Source organism: Gordonia sp. NPDC003585 (assembly GCF_040610755.1).
Classification (GTDB): Bacteria; Actinomycetota; Actinomycetes; order Mycobacteriales; family Mycobacteriaceae; genus Gordonia.
Window position 1 is genome coordinate 35,756 of record NZ_JBEXMX010000034.1, and the last position, 19,865, is coordinate 55,620.

Annotated in this window: 17 protein-coding genes and 1 pseudogene; 9 read left to right on the plus strand and 9 right to left on the minus strand. The window is 67.2% G+C overall.

Annotation, left to right across the window (positions count from 1 at the left end; all coding sequences use genetic code 11):
• Positions 1–46 precede the first annotated feature (46 nt).
• The 3 genes from ABZW74_RS11535 to ABZW74_RS11545 all read left to right on the plus strand — a co-directional run bounded on the left by ABZW74_RS11535 (position 47) and on the right by ABZW74_RS11545 (position 3,374).
• The gene (locus tag ABZW74_RS11535; RefSeq protein ID WP_355276298.1) at positions 47–898 is read left to right on the plus strand and encodes a DUF559 domain-containing protein; all 852 of its coding nucleotides are present in this window, start codon (positions 47–49) and stop codon (positions 896–898) included.
• An 85-nt stretch (positions 899–983) separates the two neighbouring features.
• The gene (locus tag ABZW74_RS11540; RefSeq protein ID WP_240856481.1) at positions 984–2,603 is read left to right on the plus strand and encodes a peptide chain release factor 3; all 1,620 of its coding nucleotides are present in this window, start codon (positions 984–986) and stop codon (positions 2,601–2,603) included.
• Positions 2,604–2,618: 15 nt separating this feature from the next.
• Positions 2,619–3,374: a hypothetical protein gene (locus ABZW74_RS11545; RefSeq protein WP_355276300.1), complete on the plus strand. Its 756-nt coding sequence runs from the start codon at positions 2,619–2,621 to the stop codon at positions 3,372–3,374.
• Between the two features lie 14 nt (positions 3,375–3,388).
• On the opposite strand, the gene ABZW74_RS11550 is transcribed toward ABZW74_RS11545, so the two are convergent.
• Positions 3,389–4,390, minus strand: a complete 1,002-nt coding sequence (locus tag ABZW74_RS11550; RefSeq protein ID WP_240856479.1) for an enoyl-CoA hydratase/isomerase family protein — start codon at positions 4,388–4,390, stop codon at positions 3,389–3,391.
• A 142-nt stretch (positions 4,391–4,532) separates the two neighbouring features.
• Here ABZW74_RS11550 and ABZW74_RS11555 point away from each other — a divergent pair, with 142 nt between their 5' ends.
• Positions 4,533–6,146, plus strand: coding sequence for an ATP-binding cassette domain-containing protein (locus ABZW74_RS11555; protein ID WP_355276303.1), 1,614 nt, complete (start codon positions 4,533–4,535; stop codon positions 6,144–6,146).
• A gap of 69 nt (positions 6,147–6,215) precedes the next feature.
• The gene (locus ABZW74_RS11560; protein WP_355276305.1) at positions 6,216–6,950 is read left to right on the plus strand and encodes an alpha/beta hydrolase; all 735 of its coding nucleotides are present in this window, start codon (positions 6,216–6,218) and stop codon (positions 6,948–6,950) included.
• A 511-nt stretch (positions 6,951–7,461) separates the two neighbouring features.
• Here the strand turns inward: ABZW74_RS11560 and ABZW74_RS11565 are convergent.
• The gene (locus tag ABZW74_RS11565; RefSeq protein WP_355276307.1) at positions 7,462–8,685 is read right to left on the minus strand and encodes an acetyl-CoA C-acetyltransferase; all 1,224 of its coding nucleotides are present in this window, start codon (positions 8,683–8,685) and stop codon (positions 7,462–7,464) included.
• A 135-nt stretch (positions 8,686–8,820) separates the two neighbouring features.
• Between ABZW74_RS11565 and ABZW74_RS11570 the strand changes: the two genes are divergently transcribed.
• From ABZW74_RS11570 to ABZW74_RS11580, 3 genes are all read left to right on the plus strand, one after another.
• On the plus strand, positions 8,821–10,014 hold the full coding sequence (locus tag ABZW74_RS11570; protein WP_355276309.1) for an acyl-CoA dehydrogenase family protein: 1,194 nt from the start codon (positions 8,821–8,823) through the stop codon (positions 10,012–10,014).
• Between the two features lie 165 nt (positions 10,015–10,179).
• Positions 10,180–11,046 (plus strand): SGNH/GDSL hydrolase family protein, encoded by an 867-nt coding sequence (locus ABZW74_RS11575; protein ID WP_355276320.1) that lies wholly within the window; start codon positions 10,180–10,182, stop codon positions 11,044–11,046.
• Between the two features lie 24 nt (positions 11,047–11,070).
• Positions 11,071–12,870 (plus strand): ABC-F family ATP-binding cassette domain-containing protein, encoded by a 1,800-nt coding sequence (locus ABZW74_RS11580; protein ID WP_355276311.1) that lies wholly within the window; start codon positions 11,071–11,073, stop codon positions 12,868–12,870.
• Between the two features lie 17 nt (positions 12,871–12,887).
• Here ABZW74_RS11580 and ABZW74_RS11585 read toward each other — a convergent pair whose 3' ends face one another.
• Entirely contained in the window at positions 12,888–14,012 is a 1,125-nt protein-coding gene (locus tag ABZW74_RS11585; protein ID WP_355276322.1) for a lipase family protein, read from the minus strand.
• Between the two features lie 66 nt (positions 14,013–14,078).
• Between ABZW74_RS11585 and ABZW74_RS11590 the strand changes: the two genes are divergently transcribed.
• The gene (locus ABZW74_RS11590) at positions 14,079–14,819 is read left to right on the plus strand and encodes a glycoside hydrolase family 25 protein (protein WP_240856472.1); all 741 of its coding nucleotides are present in this window, start codon (positions 14,079–14,081) and stop codon (positions 14,817–14,819) included.
• A 185-nt stretch (positions 14,820–15,004) separates the two neighbouring features.
• Here ABZW74_RS11590 and ABZW74_RS11595 read toward each other — a convergent pair whose 3' ends face one another.
• The 6 genes and pseudogenes from ABZW74_RS11595 to ABZW74_RS11620 all read right to left on the minus strand — a co-directional run.
• Complete coding sequence (locus ABZW74_RS11595; RefSeq protein WP_240856471.1) at positions 15,005–15,958, minus strand: 4-(cytidine 5'-diphospho)-2-C-methyl-D-erythritol kinase; 954 nt, start codon at positions 15,956–15,958, stop codon at positions 15,005–15,007.
• A gap of 34 nt (positions 15,959–15,992) precedes the next feature.
• On the minus strand, positions 15,993–16,580 hold the full coding sequence (locus ABZW74_RS11600) for a GNAT family N-acetyltransferase (protein ID WP_355276314.1): 588 nt from the start codon (positions 16,578–16,580) through the stop codon (positions 15,993–15,995).
• 116 nt (positions 16,581–16,696) lie between these two features.
• Positions 16,697–17,596 carry a 16S rRNA (adenine(1518)-N(6)/adenine(1519)-N(6))-dimethyltransferase RsmA gene (rsmA, locus tag ABZW74_RS11605; RefSeq protein WP_355276324.1) on the minus strand — a complete coding sequence of 300 codons (900 nt, stop codon included), beginning with the start codon at positions 17,594–17,596 and terminating at the stop codon, positions 16,697–16,699.
• Positions 17,560–18,678: a resuscitation-promoting factor gene (locus ABZW74_RS11610; RefSeq protein WP_240856469.1), complete on the minus strand. Its 1,119-nt coding sequence runs from the start codon at positions 18,676–18,678 to the stop codon at positions 17,560–17,562. Before ABZW74_RS11610 ends, rsmA begins: the two co-directional genes overlap by 37 nt.
• Before the next feature lie 160 nt (positions 18,679–18,838).
• Positions 18,839–19,711, minus strand: a complete 873-nt coding sequence (locus ABZW74_RS11615) for a TatD family hydrolase (RefSeq protein WP_355276316.1) — start codon at positions 19,709–19,711, stop codon at positions 18,839–18,841.
• 21 nt (positions 19,712–19,732) lie between these two features.
• Positions 19,733–19,865: pseudogene (locus tag ABZW74_RS11620) on the minus strand (phenazine biosynthesis protein PhzF); the annotation flags it as partial.

The following is a 19,865-nucleotide window of genomic DNA, read 5'->3' on the forward strand; positions in this document are numbered from 1 at the left end:
CCGGGCGGTGCAGAGCGTCTGATCTCATGTGGACATACGCACTTTCTTGGCAGCGCACGACGGCATCATCACCATAGCCGAGGCCCGCGCCTGCGGCATGAGCTCGGCACCAGCGAATCGTCGCGTCGCCCGCGGTGAGTGGGTACGAGTTGTGTTGGGGGTCTACCGGTCGGCGGCACACCCGGAGACCGACCGGACGCGCGTTCGCGCGGCGGTGGCGTCGGCGGGAAAAGTCGCAGCGCTGAGCGGGGTCTCCGCCGCATGGTGGCTGGGCCTGATCGACAGGCTGCCGGCCATGCTCAGTGTGACGACGCCGGCGAAAGGACGCCATCGAACCGTCGGCAGCGACATCGACATCCATTGCCGACGGCTTCACGAGTGCGACGTCGTCGTCGTAGACGGCCTGCGCGTCACAGCGCCGGCCCTGACCGCGCTCGAGGCCGCCGCCGTTCAGGGCGTGCGTGTGCTCGACAACGCACTGTTGCGCAAGCGGGTGACACTTGACCAGCTCGACGCGGCCCATGCGCGATATCCACGACGACGCGGTGCGCCGTGGGCACGGCAGACCCTCGCCGCGATGCGAAACGGAACACGTAGCGAGGCCGAGCGCATCGTCGCGGAGGTGTTTCGCGACGCGGACATCACTGGATGGATCGCCAACTTCGAGATCCATGGTCACCCGTGGGACTTCGTGTTCGAAGAGTCCGAGCTCATCGTCGAAATCGACGGATTCGCGTACCACCGTGATTCCGAGGTGTTTCAGCGTGATCGCACCAAACGCAACGTTCTGACAGGCAACGGTTGGCGAGCACTGCACTTCACGTGGGACGACATCACATTGCGGCCGATGAAGGTCGCGGCAGAAGTCCGGCACGCACTCAAACGGCCCGCAGCATGAGTGGTTGCCACCGCGCTCGGTTTCCGAGCGTCGTGGCAACCTCGCCGGTTTGGGCCACTGTCGGACCGACGGGTAGCCTCATCAGGTGAGTTCTGTGGCCGAAGAAGTGAGACGCCGCCGGACCTTCGCGATCATCTCCCACCCCGACGCGGGTAAGTCGACGATGACCGAGGCGCTGGCGTTGCATGCGCGCATGATCAGCGAAGCCGGTGCCATCCACGGCAAGGCCGGACGCAAATCGACCGTCTCGGACTGGATGGAGATGGAGAAGGCTCGCGGCATCTCGGTGAGCTCGACCGCGCTGCAGTTCAACTACACCTCGCAGGGTTCGCCGACCACTTCACCCGACAATCCCGACCTGCCGCACGTCATCAATCTCGTCGACACCCCCGGCCACGCCGACTTCTCCGAGGACACCTACCGGGTGCTCACGGCGGTCGACGCGGCGGTGATGCTCATCGACGCAGCCAAGGGTCTCGAACCGCAGACGCTGAAGCTGTTCCAGGTGTGCCGGCATCGCGGTATCCCGGTGGTCACGGTCATCAACAAATGGGACCGACCCGGCCGCACACCCCTCGAACTGATCGACGAGATCTCCGAACGCATCGGCCTCACGCCGACGCCGTTGTTCGTGCCGGTCGGCATCGCCGGCGACTTCCGCGGACTGCTCGATCGTCGCACCGGCGAGTACGTGCATTTCACCCGCACCGCGGGCGGCGCCAAGATCGCACCCGAGGAGTTTGTGACTGCCGACGACGCGGCCGAACGCGAAGGTGACGCCTGGATCGCCGCCGTCGAGGAGAGCGAACTGCTCAGCGAGATGGGTCAGGATCACGATCAGGAGATGTTCCTCGCCGGGCAGACGTCCCCGATGATCTTCGCGTCGGCCATGCTCAACTTCGGTGTGCGACAACTGCTGGAGACGCTCGTCGAGCTGGCCCCCGCACCCGCCGGTCGCGCGGACGTCGACGGCGGCGAGCGTGAGGTCACCGACCCGTTCAGCGCGGTGGTGTTCAAGGTGCAGGCCGGCATGGACGCGAGTCACCGAGATCGCTTGGCGTACATGCGTATTGTGTCCGGCGAGTTCGAGCGCGGCATGGTGGTCACCCATGCGCAGACCGGGAAACCGTTCGCCACCAAGTACGCCCAGGCGGTGTTCGGTCGGGACCGTTCGACGGTCGACGTGGCATTTCCCGGCGACGTGGTGGGACTGGTCAACGCGACCGCACTCGCCCCTGGCGACACACTGTTCGACGGCCCACGGGTGCAGTTCCCGCCGATCCCGTCCTTTGCACCCGAACACTTCTCGTCGCTGCGGGCAACCACCGCGGACAAGTACAAGCAGTTCCGCAAGGCGATGGATCAACTCGACAGCGAAGGCGTGGTTCAGGTCCTGCGCAACGACACCCGAGGCGACGCCTCGCCGGTGCTCGCGGCGGTGGGTCCGATGCAGTTCGAAGTGGTCACCGCACGGATGAAGTCGGAGTTCAACGTCGACACCGTCATCGACCCGCTCGGCTACACCCTGGCCCGACGGACCGACGAGCAGAGCGCACCCGAACTCGATCGGCAGCGCGGCGTCGAAGTGTTCACTCGTACCGACGGCGCGATCCTCGCGCTGTTCAGCGACAAGTGGCGGCTGCAGTACATCGAGAAAGAGCATTCCGATCTCACGCTGGAACCCCTTGTCGCGACCGCGGATTGAGAGCGGACAACCGATATGAGCGCACGTTCTCGGATGCGGTTGTTCGCGGCGCTGGGCGTTGTCGTTGCGCTTGGCGTCGTAGGCTGCGGGGCGGAAACCACCGACGATGCTGCGTCGTCGACGGCCGCCCCCACGACGCCCGCCACCTCACGCACCCTCGAAACCGACCAGTGCCTCGCCGAAGCACCCCAGGGCAGGATCGACCGCGCCGCACACGATCTGGCGTTCCGCAAGGGATTCATGCGCGTCGCGGTGGTGGGGCCGGACAATACGACCTGCTACGAATTCGCCAGATGGGGTCCGGCGCAACCGGACGTGCCGCCGGATTCCCTGCTGTTCGTCTTCAAGGGTGCGGGTACCGACGGCGCGCAGCTCGAGTTTCTCATCGGCGAGCTCACCGGTGGCGTCCTCCCGAACATCGGGACCGTACGACCCAAGGTCGGACCGCTCACCGCGCCGATCAACGCCCAGGTCGGCGTCTCGGCGGGAGGCGCTTATCACCATTCCGCGGTGTGCGCGTTGACGATCACCGCGATGTCCGACGACCGCGCGGCCGGCTCCTTCGTCTGCCCGACCGCCGCGCTCACCGACGCGAACCCCATCGCACCCGACGACGCGGTGCCCTACGACGCCGACGAGTCGTCGTCGAGCGCGCCACCACCGCCACCGCCTCCCGCTCCTGGGACGACTCTTCCGCCCACCACATCGACGACGACGCCGGGTCCACCGGCCACGGTGTCGTTCAGTGGGTGGTTCGACATCCGTCCGTGAGGTGCGTCCGGACTTCAGTCCCCGACGATCGTGGCCACGACGGCCGGGTCGACCGCCTCGATGGTGGCGGGGTCGAAATGCGGGTTGCGATCCTTGTCGACCAGTACCGCCCGGACCCCTTCGAGGAAGTCGTTGGTGGTTGTGATCCGTTGTGCTGCATGGAGTTCGCGATCGAAGCATTCGTCGAGACCCGATCGCGCGCCCGCCTTCACCATCGCTGCGGTGACCAACAGGCTTGTCGGCGAGGCGTTCTCGATCAGCGCCAGCATCTCGGCGGCCCACTCGTCGCCGACCGCGCCGCGCAGGCCGCCGACGATCGCCACGACGTTGTCGTCGGCGAAGTACTCCCCGATCTTGCGTAGTGGCACGTCGCTGGTTTCGTCGGTTCCCGACGTCGCGAGGGCGTCGGCGAGCGGCGCGCCGGACCGGATCGCGTCGGCGACGTCCGGCAGATCCGCGGACGCGACGAAATGGGTGGCGAGGCCGACCGCCACCGCGTCGATGCCGCGAATACGAGCACCGGTGAGCCCCAGCCACATTCCGACGCCGTCGGGCAGCCGCGGCAGGAAATACGTGGAGCCGATGTCCGGGAAGAAGCCGATCGCGGTCTCCGGCATCGCGATGAGGGCCTTCTCGGTCACCACCCGGATCTCGCCGTGCACACTGATTCCCAGTCCACCGCCCATCGCGGCGCCGTCGATGAGGCTGACATAGGCCTTCGGATAGTCGGCGACGAGTTGGTCGAGGCGGTACTCGCTGTGGAAGTAGTGGGTGATCGCGTCGATGTCGCCATCGACGGCGTGGTCGCGGATCGCACGGATGTCGCCGCCCGCACAGAATGCGCGGTCGCTCGCCGAGGTGACGAGCACCGTCTCGACCGAGTCGTCGTCGGCCCAGACGGTGAGGACCGCATGCATGTCGTCGATCATGCTCTGATCCAGCGCGTTGAGCGCCTTGGGGCGATCGAGGATGACTTCACCGACACCGTTGGCGACCGAGGTACGAATAAGCGACATGCCGTCACGGTAGCGCGAAACCAACTTGACATCCCGACCCACCCGGGCGTTACGGTGGAGCCATCATGAACAGCTGAGATGCGTCCGCACGTCGCCGCGGACACCGCCCATCGCGTGATCCGCCACCATCTCGGGAGTTTTCATGACCGCATCTCATTTCGGCGCACCATCGTCGGCCCCCATCACCTTCTCGGACGTCACCTTCGCGTGGCCGGACGGCACACCGGTGTTCGACGGCCTGTCGTTCACCGTCGGCACGGGTGTGCACTCGCTCGTGGGCGCCAACGGCGCGGGCAAGTCGACGCTGCTCGCACTGATCGCCGGCCGACTGCGGCCGAGTTCCGGGTCGGTCACCACACACGGCGCCGTGGCTCTTGTTCCGCAGCACAGCTTCGACGAGCCCACGACGACGATCGCCGCCGCCCTCGGCGTGGCATCGGTGGCCGACGCGATCCGTCGGATCGAGGCGGGCTCCGTCGACGAACGCGACTTCGCCGTCGTCGGAGACGAGTGGGACATCGAAGATCGCGCGATCTCCGAGCTGTCGAAACTCGGGTTGCCGACAGACCTCGACCGCAGAGTCGGCGGTCTGTCCGGCGGTGAGGCCACGCTGCTGGCGATCGCTGCCCGCCTGCTGCTCCGCCCGGCCGTCCTGTTGCTCGACGAACCGACCAACAACCTCGACAGTCGCTCGCGAGCAAGGCTTTTCGATGCTCTCGATGCCTTCACCGGAACCGTGGTGGTGGTCAGCCACGACCTCGAACTCCTCGACCGGGTCGACGCCACGCTCGAGTTGTACCGTGGTTCGGTCCGACTCTTCGGTGGTCCGTACACGCACTACCGGGAGGTCGTCGACGCCGAGCAGGACGCGGCGGTCGCGACCGCGACGACCGCGGCCGGGGATCTGCGCAAGCAGAAGCGCGAACTCGTCGACGCACAGATCAAGCTCGACCGCCGCGCCCGCACCGCCGACAAGGCCGAACGGGAGAAACGGGTCCCGAAGATCATCGCGCACCTGCGGCGGGATGCAGCGCAAGTCTCGGCCGGCAAGCTGCGCAACGCCCATCGCGACGACGTCACTGCGGCATCCGCCCGGCTCGACGCCGCACGTGCGGACATCCGCGACGATCGCACTACCCGAATCACCGTGCCGACAGTGGAACTGGCAGCCCACGCGCAGGTCATCACCGACGACCGACTGCGCATCGACGGTCCAGAGCGGGTCGCGCTCGTGGGCCCCAACGGGTCCGGGAAGTCCACGCTCATCACCGAACTGATCGACACCGGGCGGATCGTCGTCCCGTTTGCCTATGTGCCACAGCGATTCGGCTTCGACGATCCGCACCGCAGCATCGCCGACGAACTCAGCGCGGCACATCCCGACATTCCGGCACAGCAGGTCCGTGCGCACCTGGCCCGGTTCCTGTTTCGAGGTGCACGTGCCGAGCGCGCGGTCGATGAACTCTCCGGCGGCGAACGGCTACGAGTCGCCCTGGCGTCGGCACTCCTTCGTGAGTCTCCGCCGAATCAATCCCCCGTCGCTTCGCTCGCCCCGCATCAATCCCCCGTCGCTTCGCTCGCCCCGAAACTGATAGTCCTCGACGAGCCGACCAACAACCTCGATCTCGACACCGTCACCCAGTTGGCCGACGCCCTCAACAACTGGACTGGTGCACTGCTCGTCGTGTCGCACGACAGTGGTTTCCTCGACGCGATCGGCATCGACCGCACTGTTGCGCTGGGAGACGACAGCTGAACGGGGTTGTCACCCGACGTTTTCCTCCCGGCCACCGCCACGCCAGCCACAACCTGCACGCTGCCTGGGGTGACCTCTGTTCATGACGCCACACCAGTCGTTCTCGTGCACGGCATCCGGGTGAGCGGCGAGTCGTTGCACCGCATCGCCGCCGCCATCCCCAACCGCCGCGTCGTGCATCCCGACCTCCCCGGGCACGGGGCGCGCCAGGCCGAAACCTTCACGCTCGACGGCGCAGTCGCCACCGCGGTCGCGGCGATCGAGGGCTTCGGCCGGCCAGCTGTGATCGCCGGGATGTCGATGGGTGGCTACGTGGCGATGGCCGTCGCCGGCCGGCATCCCGAACTCGTCGCCGGGGTGATGCCGATGTGCGCCACCGTCCAACCCGGCCGCGTGTTCGCGCTGCCGTTCCAGATCTTCGGTGCGGCAACCGCTTTCCTACCGAAAGAGGCGGCCGCCATCAGCCGCTGGCTCACCCGGGTGACCGTCGGTCGTCAGGTGTCCGACGACATGGAGATCGGCGGTCTGGCCCTGGCCGCGATCTCCGACGTGGTCGGCGAGGTACGGCATTTCGACGCACTGGGCGAACTGGGGCGATTCCCGGGTCCCATCGCACTCGTCAACGGCGGACGCGATCCGTTCCGCGCGCACGAACGCCGATTCGAAGCCGTATCCGACGCCACCGCACTCACCGTCATCCCCGGTGCGAGCCACCTGTTTCCGCTCATCCAGCCTGAACGCACGGGCCGGCTGATCGACGATTTCGCGTCGTCGTGCTCGCTGGGGTTGCCGCCGGTTGCTTGAGCCGGTTTGCGCACCCACCCCACTCCGCCGGCCGAGAGCCTCGAAGCCGCCGTCCACCGCTGGCTAGGTGATCCAGGCGCCGGCCGAGAGCCTTGAACCTCAGTGTTGCGGCCACGGGGGTGGCGTCGTGACCAGGGCAAATGGGCTATTTGGGTATCAGCGACCCACCCGCCGACGTCGTCGGCGATCGTGGAGGCGGGAAGAACGCGGTTCTCGGTTCGCGACACGCCGACGAGCACCCAGACAAGGGTGGTCGTCCGGCCTGGGACCGCACAGAAAATAGGGGAAGAAACTTCTTCCCCGACCCTTGGAGTCCTCCCCACAAATTTTCGCGGGGACGACTTGGAACTTAGGGGAGGAAGTTCTTCCCCTAGATTTTTCGGCACGATGCAAGCGTATTTGCCCAGGTCAGAGCGTCGGTCACCGAACTCTTCGGATCAGGGAGCGGTGGCGGCAAGCGCTACTCCCGCTCAGCTCAGGGAGCGGAAATGCGGGCCCACGCTGCGGCGGCTCAATCCACCAGTTCGAACACCGCGGCAAGTCCCTGGCCACCACCGATACACATCGTCTCGAGTCCGTAACGCACTGAGCGACGACGCATTTCGCGGGCTAGCGTCGCCAGCATGCGCCCACCGGTGGCGCCGACCGGGTGGCCCAGCGAGATTCCGGAGCCGTTGACGTTGGTCCGGTCGAAACCCGTTCCGGCACCGAATGTCCCGAACCCCCACTCACGAGTCACCGCGAGCGCCTGCGCGGCGAACGCCTCGTTGAGCTCGATGAGGCCGACGTCGTCGAGCGAGAGACCGGCGAGTCCCAGAGCCTTGGCGGTCGCCGGCACCGGACCGATGCCCATCGTCTCCGGCGGTACTCCCGCCGTCGCCCACGACACCAGGCGCACCATCGGCACCAGGCCGTGACGGTGTGCGACGTCGGGTGTCGTCACCACGCACATCGACGCCGCGTCGTTCTGGCCGCTGGCATTGCCCGCGGTGACCGTCGCCTCCGAATCCGAGGACGCCAGAATCGGTTTCAGCTTGGCCAGCGCGTCCATCGAGATGTCGGGGCGCGGGTGCTCGTCGGTGTCGATGATCGTCTCGCCCTTACGCCCGGCCACCCGCACCGGGATGATCTCCTCGGCGAAGATGCCGTCGCGCTGGGCGCGGACCGCGCGCTCGTGCGATGCCAGCGACAACTCGTCCTGCTCGACGCGCTCGATGCCGTACTCCCGGCGCAGGTTCTCCGCGGTCTCGATCATCCCGCCCGCGACCGGGTGATTCCGTCCACCGGACGTCGTGCGAGCGCGCGCGAGGCTGTCGTGCACCTCGACACCCGACCGCGCGCCGCCCCACCGCATGTCCAGCGAGTAGAACGACGCGTTGCTCATCGACTCGGTCCCACCGGCGATCACCACGTCGTCGGCGCCGGCGGCGACCTGCAGACCGGCCTGGATCACCGCCTGCAAGCCGGAACCGCACCGACGATCGACGTGCATACCGGGCACGCTCACCCCGAGCCCGGCGTCGAGCGCCACCACACGTCCGATGGCCGGAGCCTCACTGTTGGGATTGCACTGCCCGAGGATCACGTCGTCGACGGCATCGGCGAGCAGGCCCGTCCGCTCCAGCAGGCCGGTCAGCACGGCGACACCCAGGTCGACGGCCGTGAGTGACGCGAACATCCCGCCATACCGGCCGATCGGTGTGCGGAGCGGTTCGCAGATGACGATCTCACGCATGGGGTGGGTCCTCTCGGGCAAGTTGTGGCAACGAGAATCGTTCTACACGTCACACATCCCGGGCCACCCCCGGGTCCCGCGATGTGTGACACTCACACGGCGCCATCACTGCCGAGAAGCAACGGAGCTGACCACATGGCCCGCATCGCCCAGACCCTCGATCTCACCGAGTTCCAGCGCGACATCCTCGCCACCGTCCGGTCCTACGTCGACCGCGAGATCATCCCGGCCGCAAACGAACTCGAGCATGCCGACGCCTACCCCGAGAAGATCGTGGCCGACATGCGCGAGATGGGTCTGTTCGGCCTGATGATTCCCGAGGAGTACGGGGGCCTCGGCGAGTCGCTGCTCACCTACGCGCTGTGTGTGGAAGAACTGGCGCGCGGCTGGATGAGCGTGTCCGGGGTGATCAACACGCACTTCATCGTGGCCTACATGATCCGCCAGCACGGCACCGACGAACAGAAGCAGCACTTCTTGCCGCGCATGGCCACCGGCGAGGTGCGCGGCGCCTTCTCGATGAGCGAACCCGACCTCGGTTCCGACGTCGCGGCCATCAAGACGACCGCCAAGGCCGACGGCGACGGCTACCGGATCAACGGACAGAAGATGTGGCTGACCAACGGCGCATCGTCCACCCTGGTCGCCGCCCTGGTCCGCACCGACGAAGGTGCCGAGAAACCACACCACAATCTGACGACCTTCCTGATCGAGAAACCGTCGGGCTTCGGCGAGATCAAACCGGGCCTCACCATCCCCGGGAAGATCGAGAAGATGGGTTACAAGGGCATCGACACCACCGAGCTCATCTTCGACGACTACCGGGCTGAGCGAACCGACATTCTGGGCGGGGTCAGCGGCCGCGGCTTCGCCCACATGATGGACGGTGTCGAGGTCGGCCGCGTGAACGTGTCTGCCCGGGCGTGCGGGGTGGCGCAGCGGGCCTTCGAACTCGCCGTCCGCTACGCGCAGCAGCGCAGCACCTTCGGCAAGCCCATCGCCGAACACCAGGCTGTGGCGTTCTCGCTCGCCGAGATGGCCACCAAGGTGGAGGCCGGACACCTGATGATGGTCAACGCGGCACGCCTCAAGGACTCCGGGGAACGCAACGACGTCGCCGCGGGCATGGCCAAGTACCTGACCAGCGAATACTGCGCCGAGGTCACCCAGGCCAGCTTCCGCATCCATGGCGGCTACGGCTACTCGAAGGAATACGAGATCGAACGTCTCATGCGTGAGGCGCCGTTCCTGCTGATCGGCGAGGGCACGAGCGAGATCCAGAAGCAGATCATCAGCCGCGGCCTGCTGCGGGAGTACCGCGACAGGTGAGCAAATGTGGCGTACGCCATAGTTGACCCGAGAAAGTGGGTCGTGCCTTAGAATCTGCTGAGCGCCGGGGCCGGTGCCAGATGTTGGTTGGCGAAAGTGAGTGGACGAGTGGTTCGGGTGGTACGTCGAGGAGGGACACATCGGGGGATCGGGCGCGGCGTGACGTTGGTCCTGGTGACCGCTTTCGTCCTTTCCTTGGTGTCCGCCGCGTGGTCGCCGGCTCAAGCCGAACCCAACGCCGAACCGGTCGCCCAGCCCGTCCGCTACAACCACGGCCCCTATGTCGCGATGGGCGATTCCCGCGCGTCGGGCGCGTTCTTTTCCATGACGCCCGACTACTTCCTCGGCTGCAAACGGTCGTTGCTGAACTACCCGCTCTACGTCGCCGCGATGACCCTTCCCCGCCGCTACGTCGACACGTCCTGCGCCGGCGCGAAGTCGGCCAACCTCTATGCCTACGGGCAGCGCACCAACGCCGGATACAAGGTGCCGCAGCTGTATCTGGTCCCGCGCGACGCCGAGCTGATCACCGTCAGCATCGGCGGCAACGACATGGCCTGGGGCCGGATCTACGCCCGATGCACCACCGCGCCGTTCCAGGATCGACGCTGCCGGCACAGCCGTAGCGTCGAGAACGAGGTCCGCGCGCGAATCGCTACGATGGAGAACCGGGTCACGCCTGCGCTCAAGGCGATCCGACGCAAGGCGCCCCGCGCACAGATCATCGTCGTCGGCATCGGTGGCTTCATGGGCAACCACGGCTGCTGGCCGATGGTGCCGCTCAGCGACCCCGACACCCGCTACATGAACCGGGTGTTCAACCGCGCGAACGGTGCACTGTGGCGGGCGACGGTGAAAGTGAACGGAACCTTCGTCGACGCCAATCGCCTCTCTGCCGGGCACGATCCGTGCAACCTCATCAACCCCTGGTACGAATCCGCGTTGTCCAACACCATCGCCTATCCGTTCCACCTCAACCAGGCCGGCGCACTGGCCATCGCGATGATGGTGAACGGCGCCATCAGGCGGTAATCGCACCTCGGTTAGCGTTGTCGGGTGGCACATCTTCTCGGGGCAGAAGCCCTCGGCCTGGAGTATCCGACGACCAAGGTCTTCGACTCGGTGTCCCTCGGCGTCAACGAGGGCGACCGGATCGGCATCGTCGGACGCAACGGTGACGGCAAGTCCAGCCTGCTGGCGATGCTGGCCGGGCGGCGCGAGCCCGACTCGGGCCGCGTGACGGTCCGCGGCGGGGTCCGAGTAGGTGTGCTGGATCAGGCCGATGTGTTCGACGGCGATCAAACGGTCGGCGACGTGGTGGTCGGCGACCGACCCGAACACGAATGGGCGTCGGACCCGCGAATCCGCGACGTCATCGCCGGTCTGCTCGGCGACGTCGACTGGAACGCCCCGGTCGAATCGCTGTCCGGCGGGCAACGGCGACGCGTCTCGCTGGCCCGGCTGCTCGCCGGCGATCACGACATCCTCGCCCTCGACGAGCCGACCAACCACCTCGACGTCGAGGCCATCACCTGGCTCGCGGAGCATCTCAAGAAACGCTGGCCGCCGAACGCCGGTGGGCTGCTGGTGGTCACCCACGACCGGTGGTTCCTCGACGAGGTGTGCACCACCACCTGGGAGGTGCACGACCGCATCGTCGAACCCTTCGAGGGTGGCTACGCGGCCTACATCCTGCAGCGGGTGGAACGAGACCGGCAGGCCGCCGCCATCGAGGCGCGCCGGCAGAACCTCGCCCGCAAGGAACTCGCCTGGCTACGACGCGGGGCCCCGGCCCGGACCTCGAAACCCAAGTTCCGCGTCGACGCCGCCAACGCACTCATCGCCGACGTCCCGCAGATCCGCGACAACGTCGCTCTGCAGTCGCTCGCGGTCGCACGCCTCGGCAAGGACGTCGTCGACCTTCTCGACGCCTCGGTGTCCTACGACGGTCGCGAGGTGCTGCACGACGTCGAGTGGCGACTGGCACCCGGTGAACGCACCGGCATCCTCGGGGCCAACGGCGCGGGCAAGTCGACGCTGCTCGGTCTGATCGCCGGCACGGTGGAACCGACGGGCGGACGGGTCAAGCGCGGCAAGACCGTCAAGGTCGCGACACTCACCCAGCGTCTCGACGACCTCGACCCCTTCCTCGACGACCCGGTGCGGGTGGTGCTGGCCGACCTGCGCAGCACCTACACCTTCGGGTCGGGCTCCAAGGCGCAGGAACTCTCACCGTCGCAGCTCCTCGAACGACTCGGCTTCGACGGTGCACAGCTGTCCACCCCGGTCCGCGATCTGTCCGGCGGGCAGAAGCGCCGGCTGCAACTGTTGCTCATCCTGCTCGACGCACCCAACGTCCTCATCCTCGACGAGCCGACCAACGACCTCGACACCGACATGCTGGCCGCGCTCGAGGACCTGCTCGATTCGTGGCCCGGCACCTTGATCGTCGTCTCCCACGACCGGTACTTCCTCGAACGCGTCACCGATCAGCAGTACGGCATCCTCCACCGACGACTCCGACATCTGCCGGGCGGCGTCGACGAGTTCCTGCGACTGCGGCGGGCCGAGGCCTCGGCGTCGGAATCGGTTGTGGCTTCACCGAAACCCGATACGGCTGGTGCACCGGCGTTGTCGGGCGCCGATCGTCGCGCGGCAGAAAAGGAGGCGTCGTCCATCGAGCGGCGGCTCGACAAGTTGGGCGTCGAGGTCGAGCGTCTGCATCAGCGGATGGCCGAGCACGATCAGAGCGATCACACCGGTCTGCACGAACTCGCCGGTTCGTTGCGGGCGGTCGAGGTGGAGACCGCCGAACTCGAGGAACGCTGGCTGGAGTTGTCGGAACTGATCGGCTGACGGGGCTGATCGGCTGATCAGTCCCGCGCGAACCCGTCCTTGATGGCCCGCATCGTGTCGTCGAGTGACTCGTCGACGACGGTCGTGTGGTCGGCTCGCAGGTAGGTCTTCAGCGTGACGTCGGTGCCGTCGTCGCGCATTTCCTTGCGGAGATCGCGGCTCAGGAAGTACGGCAGAACGGGGTCGAGGAAGCCGTGTTCGATGCGCACCGGCACGGAGTAGCCACCGGTCGGTACCGCCGCGTAGTCACGCAGGGCGTCGCGGAACGCGCTGTCGTCAAAAGGCTTGGCCACCAACGATCCCGGTGAGGTCGACCGCAGCGACTCGTTCAGGTCGCCGTAGCACTGTTCGCGGGCGGCGTCGAGGTAGCGGCGGCCGTTGTCGGTGAGGTGGTCGGCGATGCCGAGGTCGCGGCGGGCGTGGTCGAGGCCGGCCAAGATGTAGAGGAACAGTCCGCTGAATCCGTTGAATCGGCCCAATCCCGGTGTGCGCGGGCCAAAGAGGCCGAAGTAGTTCTCGATCGACGACACCGGGGCGATGGCAACGGCCGCGCGCAGCGACAGATCCGGCGCGTACTCGCCGGCGAACCGGGCCGCGAACAGCGCGGCATGCCCACCCTGCGAATGCCCGGTCGACACCCACCGCGTCGACAGTGAGGAATCGATCGACCGTGCGGCATGGATGATGTCGACGATCGCGTGCGCGGCCGCCCGGCCACCGAGGTACTCGGTCTCCCCCGCCGATCCCATCCCGGCGTAGTCGGTGGCGGTGACGGCGTATCCGGCGTCGAGCGCCTTTCGGACGGGAGCTTCGAGACCGTCGCCGTGCCGAGTTCGACTCGGTGCGCAGTCATCGGCGATGCCGGTGGTTCCGTGCGCCCACGACACCACCGGCCATCCACCGGCAGGCGGGGTGCCGCGCGGCGTCCAGAAGACCCCGCTCGCCATGGCAGGGCGGCCGTTCTGATCGAGAGTCGCGTAGACGAGGTCGGTGCCCTGCGCCGCACCCGAGGGCAACTGGTCGGCAGCGAGGGGCCGTGCCGAGAAGACAAAGCCGGGGGTGGGTGCCGCGGCCGACGCCTGCGGCGGCACGACGGCGACCCCCCAGGCGGCGGCGAGCAGCACCACGATCGCTGCCACCACGGGCCGGATGAGTGTCGGTCGCACGAAACAACTGTAATAGTCCACCGCATCACCTAGCGTTGACCTGTGGTTGTCCGACGAATCGTGGTCGCCGTCACACTCACCGCTGCCCTCGTCGTGGGCGGGTTGTCGCAGGTCCCGGGCGCGGACGCGGCTCCGCAGACCATCGGTCCCGACGTGTCGAGCCATCAGCATCCGGGCGGTGCGTCGATCAACTGGTTCGCGGTTCGCGCGGCCGGGCAACAGATCGCGATGGTGAAGGCCACCGAGTCGACCTGGTACGTGAACCCGTATTTCATCACCGACAGTCTCGCCATGCGCGCCGCCGGACTGATTCGCGGGACCTACCACTACGCCGACCCCAGTCGGCCCGCTGCACCGCAAGCCATCTTCTACGCGACGATCGTGCTCGGCCAGAACGGCATTCTCGACCTTCCGCCGGTACTCGACTTCGAGCACAGCGGCGGCCTCGGGCCGCGGGCTCTCGCCGCGTGGGCGCGGGAGTTCTTCGCGACGCTCGAGCCGCTCACCGGACGCAAGACGATCCTGTACACCTACCCGAACTTCTGGAACACCGCGATGGGCGGGACCCGCGAGTTCGCCGACCACCCACTCTGGATCGCGTCGTACAACGGCCGCAGTGCCCCACAGATGCCGCGCGGCGGCTGGCGCACCTGGCGGTTCTGGCAGTACACCTCGTCGGGTCGCCTGCCCGGCGTCCCCACCCGCGTCGACCTGAACCGCTACAACGGTTCGATCGCGTCGCTGCGCGCCTACGGAAACGCCATCAACGTCTTCGGCAGTTGATCCACCGAGCGTCACCGCACCCCCGCCAGCTAGGTGCGAGCAGCCCCCACCGATGGCTGAGGTGCGAGCCTGCGAGCCTCGAAGCCCCCTGGCGAGAGGACATTGGTCGTCTCACCAGGCCCTTCGAGGCTCGCTTCGCTCGCACCTCAGGGAGCGGAGGGGGCGCCTCAGGGAGAGGCAGGGAATCACACGCCCGGACTGACCACCCGCGCACCGACCGCCGGTCCCGACGCGGTGCGCACCGAACGCGCGACCCCGGCCCCGGAGAGTTCCGCCGCGACGTTGACCGCGGCATCCTCGTCCGCGCACAGGAACGCACAGGTCGGTCCGGAGCCCGACACGATGCCATTCAGCGCACCCGCGTCCACCCCGGCGCGCAGCGTTCGACGCAGCGTGGGCTGCAAACTCAGGGCCGCCGGCTGCAGATCGTTGTGCAGTAGCGGGGCGACGGCTTCCGGGTCGCCGGCAGCCAACGCCACCATCAATTCGTCGGGCGAACGCAGCAAATCCTCATCGTCTTCGGAACCGTCAGATCGGCTGTCGCGCAACCGATCCAGTTCGCCGTACACCTGCGGCGTCGACAACCCTTCTCGGGCCAACGCCAGCACCCAGTGGAACTCACCACGCGACAGCACCGACATGAGTTGCTCACCCCGGCCGGTCCCCAGCGCGGTGGTGCCATGGAGAGCGAAGGGCACGTCGCTGCCCAGCGTCGCCGCGATCTCCGACAGCTCCGCCCGGTCGATGTCGAGTTTCCACATCGTGGCGGCGGCCACGAGGGCTGCCGCCGCGTCGGCGCTACCACCGGCCATGCCGCCGGCCACCGGGATCGATTTGTCGATGTCGATGTCGACGCGGGGTTCGCGTCCGGCCCACTGCGCGAGCGCGATCACTGCTCGTGCGGCCAGGTTGGAGTCGTCGGCGGGCACCGACGACGCACCCTCGCCGCGCACCGTCACCTGCAGGCCGGTGGACGGCGCTACCCGCACGTCGTCGTGCAGCGACAGGGCCTGGAAGACCGTGACGAGGTCGTGGTAGCCGTCTGCCCGGCGCGGACCCACGCCCAGGTGCAGATTGACCTTCGACGGAGCCCGCGCCGTGACGGAGTCGGACACCACCGACAGGGACGAGCGAGGCACAAGAAATCAGCCTAACCGAGGCTGCCCGGCGACGTCAGGCACCCGACTTCGAGATTCCGACCACGTCCGCGGGCCAGATCTGCGGCGACCGATCATCGGCTGCCCAGAGCTCGGCGGTGTGCATCCGTTCGTCGCCATCACGCAGGTTGTCGGTGCGTACCCCTGTGTAGCGGAACCCGGCCGCCGCAGCCATGCGGGCCGACACGACATTGTCGCACAGAGCTCGCCACGTCACCCGCCGCAGCCCGAGCCCGTCCTCGTCGTCGAACGCGTGCTCTACGACGGCATGCAGCGCTTCACCCAGATAGCCGTTGCCTCGATCGGCGGGCGCGCACCAGTACCCGACCGAACCCGACCCGTCGCCCTTCAACGACACCCCGATCGTCCCGGCGAGATGCCCGTCGGCGGCCTCGATCGACCAGGTCGCCGAGGCGGGGTTCGGCGCGTTCACCCGAACGAACCATTCGGCGTCCGAGCGTCGATACGGAACCGGCACCAGCGTGAATCGCTGGATGAGCGGGTCCTGACACGCCTGAAAGATCGGCTCGATGTCGCGCTCTTCGGGAAGGCGCATGACGAGTCGTCCTGTGCGTAGGGTCTTCACGTGCGTGTCTACTGTCATCGCGCTCTCCCTTCGGTATCGGCTTGTGTTGCAACAGGGTACGAGCCGGAACCGGACAAAGCGAGCGAATTAGGGCGTGCCTCCCAATCCCACTGCGAGGGATTGGGAGACACGCCCTAGTTCGTTTGGGCCAGGCGCACGAAATCGTCGACGGACAGCCGTTCACCACGGATTCCGGGATCGATGTCGGCGGCGCGCAGTCGGCGTTCGGCCTCGGCGGGTGAGCCGGCCCAGCCGGCGAGTGCCGAGCGCATCGTCTTGCGGCGCTGCGCAAATGCTGCGTCGATGACCGCGAAGACATCCGCTCGCAACTCGGCATCCTGCGGGTAGGTGGACGTCCGTTCGACGCGCACCAGCCCCGATTCGACCTTCGGCTCGGGCCAGAAGACGTTGCGGCCCACCGCTCCGGCACGACTGACCGTGCCGTGGTAGCGCGCCTTCACGCTGGGGACCCCGTACTTGCGGCTGCCCGGTCCGGCGGCGAGCCGATCGGCCACTTCCGCCTGCACCATCACCAAAGCGGTTGTGATCTCCGGAAATTCGGCCAGAAGGTGCAATAACACCGGAACGGCGACGTTGTACGGCAGATTCGCGACCAACGCGGTCGGCAGCACCGGCAGATCACTTCTCGACACACGCAGCGCGTCCGCGGTGATCACCTCGAAGTGATCCACGCGCGACGGCGCGCGGTCTGCGACAGTCCTCGGAAGTAGCTCGGCGAGAACAGGATCGATCTCCACCGCCACCACCCGGCCGACGACCTCGAGCAGCGCGAGGGTCAGTGATCCGAGCCCGGGACCGACCTCGAGGACGGTGTCGTCGGGGCCAACACCCGAGACGGCGACGATACGTCGCACCGTATTGGCGTCATGAACGAAGTTCTGCCCGAGTGTCTTGGTGGGGCGCACCCCCACCTCGTCGGCGAGACGTCGGATCTCTACAGGACCGAGGAGACCGACCCTGCGTGCGTCGGAGTCGGTCAGCGCAGACCCAGTCGGGACGAGCAGGAGGGCCAGGCGCCCCAGCCCTGTGCGGCCTGAGTCTTCTTGGCGATGGCGATCTGCTCCTCGCGTGTCGCCAGGTCGGCGCGCGGCGCGTACTCCTGGCCGCCCCAGCGATCCCAGGTGTTCTGGTCGAACTGGACGCCGCCGTAGAAGCCGTTGCCGGTGTTGATGGCCCAGTTGCCGGTGGCCTCACACTGCGCGAGGGCGTCCCAGACGCCGTACGGCACGAACGGTGCACCCGGCTTGGTGCCGACGCGGACGGTCGCGGCGACCGGCGCAGCCAGTACGACCGACTGCAGGCGCTCACGCTTGACGACCTTGCCGTTGACGGTGGTGATGTTGTAAGTCACCCGCGCCTGACCCGGCTTGCCCTTCTTCACCACGACCTTGCGGTCCTTGATGAGGGTCGGATCGTTCTTCTTGACCTCTGGCGGTGCGACAGCTTCGTTGACGGTCGACGTCTCGGTGCGGATGCGCGTCACGTTGATCTTCATGTTCGCGCTGACCGGGGTGTTCGCCGGGGGCACCACCTTGTCGGTGGCGACCAGCGGATTACCCAGGGTCGCGAGCAGATCGGCGACGGTCTGGGCGGCAACGGTCGGTCGCGAGACCGCGGTGCCGTCGGTCAGCTGCACCTTCTTGGGCATGGCCAGATCGACGACGCCGCCCTTGACCGGCATCGCGGCGTGCGGCTGGAAGTTCGGGAGATCTGCGGCGTGCGCGAGTCCGCGCTCGGCCAGCAGTTGGTCGATGGTGACCGCGTTGGTGGTAACAACCTCGGAACGACCGTCGATGTCGAGGGTGAGGGTCTTCTTCCGGTGCACGGTGATCGTCTGGCCGTCGTCGAAGCCGGAGTCGAGCGCCGGGGTCACCTTGTCGCCGTCGACCGGGTCGATGCCCTGTGAGGAGAGGAGCGATTCCACCGACAACGCCATCGTCGACACGTTCTGAGTGGAGCCGTCGACGTCGATCGTGACGTTCTTGTGCATGGCGATGCCCATGACACCACCGGCGGCGACGGTCGCGAGCACAGCTCCGAGCGCCACACGCGCACGGGTGGACTTGGACTCGTTGATCTTCGAGAGCACAGACAAGGTGAAACATCCTGATCGACTACACGGGCGTCCACCAACGCGCTAGACACAACACATCCCCGACGGCCGTAAGCCCCTCGTGGCCGGAATGTCTCCCCGGAATCCTGGTGGGATACCCGGAGCACCTGGTGGATCACAGTACGATAACGAACCGGCCTGATTACTGCAAAGGCAGTCGGTAAATTCTTCTGGCGTTGTCGCCCAGCACCCGCGCCATCTCGGCGTCGTCGACGCCCCGGACCTGCGCCAGCGCGCGGGCGGTGTACGGCAGGCAATAGGACTGATTGGGCTGGCCACGATAGGGATCCGGGGTCAGGAACGGCGCGTCGGTCTCGACCAGTACTTGATCGTCGGGCACGATCTCGGCCGCCGCTCGGAGTTCTCCGGCATTGGCGAAGCTCACAGTTCCGGCAAAGCTCAGCAGATACCCGCGATCTATGCATTCGGAAGCAACATTTCGGTCACCGGAGAAGCAGTGCATGATCACGGTCTCCGGCGCCCCGACGTCCGCGAGGACGTCGAGCAGGTCACGATCGGCCTCCCGATTGTGGATCATCAGGGGTTTGCCGACGCGTTTGGCGAGGTCGATGTGCCATCGGAACGCCTCGTGCTGAATCGCCGGATCGGCACAGTCCTCCGATCGCGCCGGCCAGTAGTAGTCGAGCCCGGTCTCGCCGATCGCCACCACTCGCGGATGCCGCGCCATCTCTTCCAGTTCCGCAGCGGTCTCGTCGTTCAGGTCACCCGCGTGCATCGGGTGCAGGGCGATGGCGGCGAACGCGCGGTCGTCCCATTCGGCGGCCGCAACCGCCCAGCGCGCATCGACCATGTCGTCGGCCACCGTCACCACCTGACCCACCCCGACCGCCGCGGCGTGGTCGAGGATCGCGTGGACCGTCTCCGCATCCCGGCCACCACAGGCCGCAAGGTGGGTGTGTGCGTCGACGAGCCCGGGCAGCGGCTGAGGATCCGGGGGCGGCTCACGACGACGCCGCTTCTTGGCCGCCTTGTTGCTCAACGTCTCCTCGGTCATGAACCCAACGATGTCACAGAGTCAGATGTCGACCGTTCCGTCGATGACGCGGACGCAATCACCACCCACCCAGATGTCGGTGCCGTCGTCGTCCACGTGCACCCGGCCGGCGCGACCCAGCGCGGCGCCCTGGGTCGCGATGTACTGCGACGGC

Bases quoted from the DNA above. Each gene is read 5' to 3' on its own strand.
- ABZW74_RS11545 (WP_355276300.1), top strand. From the start codon at position 2,619: ATGAGCGCACGTTCTCGGATGCGGTTGTTCGCGGCGCTGGGCGTTGTC.
- ABZW74_RS11550 (WP_240856479.1), bottom strand. From the start codon at position 4,390: ATGTCGCTTATTCGTACCTCGGTCGCCAACGGTGTCGGTGAAGTCATC.
- ABZW74_RS11555 (WP_355276303.1), top strand. From the start codon at position 4,533: ATGACCGCATCTCATTTCGGCGCACCATCGTCGGCCCCCATCACCTTC.
- ABZW74_RS11565 (WP_355276307.1), bottom strand. From the start codon at position 8,685: ATGCGTGAGATCGTCATCTGCGAACCGCTCCGCACACCGATCGGCCGG.
- ABZW74_RS11570 (WP_355276309.1), top strand. From the start codon at position 8,821: ATGGCCCGCATCGCCCAGACCCTCGATCTCACCGAGTTCCAGCGCGAC.
- ABZW74_RS11600 (WP_355276314.1), bottom strand. From the start codon at position 16,580: ATGACAGTAGACACGCACGTGAAGACCCTACGCACAGGACGACTCGTC.
- ABZW74_RS11615 (WP_355276316.1), bottom strand. From the start codon at position 19,711: ATGACCGAGGAGACGTTGAGCAACAAGGCGGCCAAGAAGCGGCGTCGT.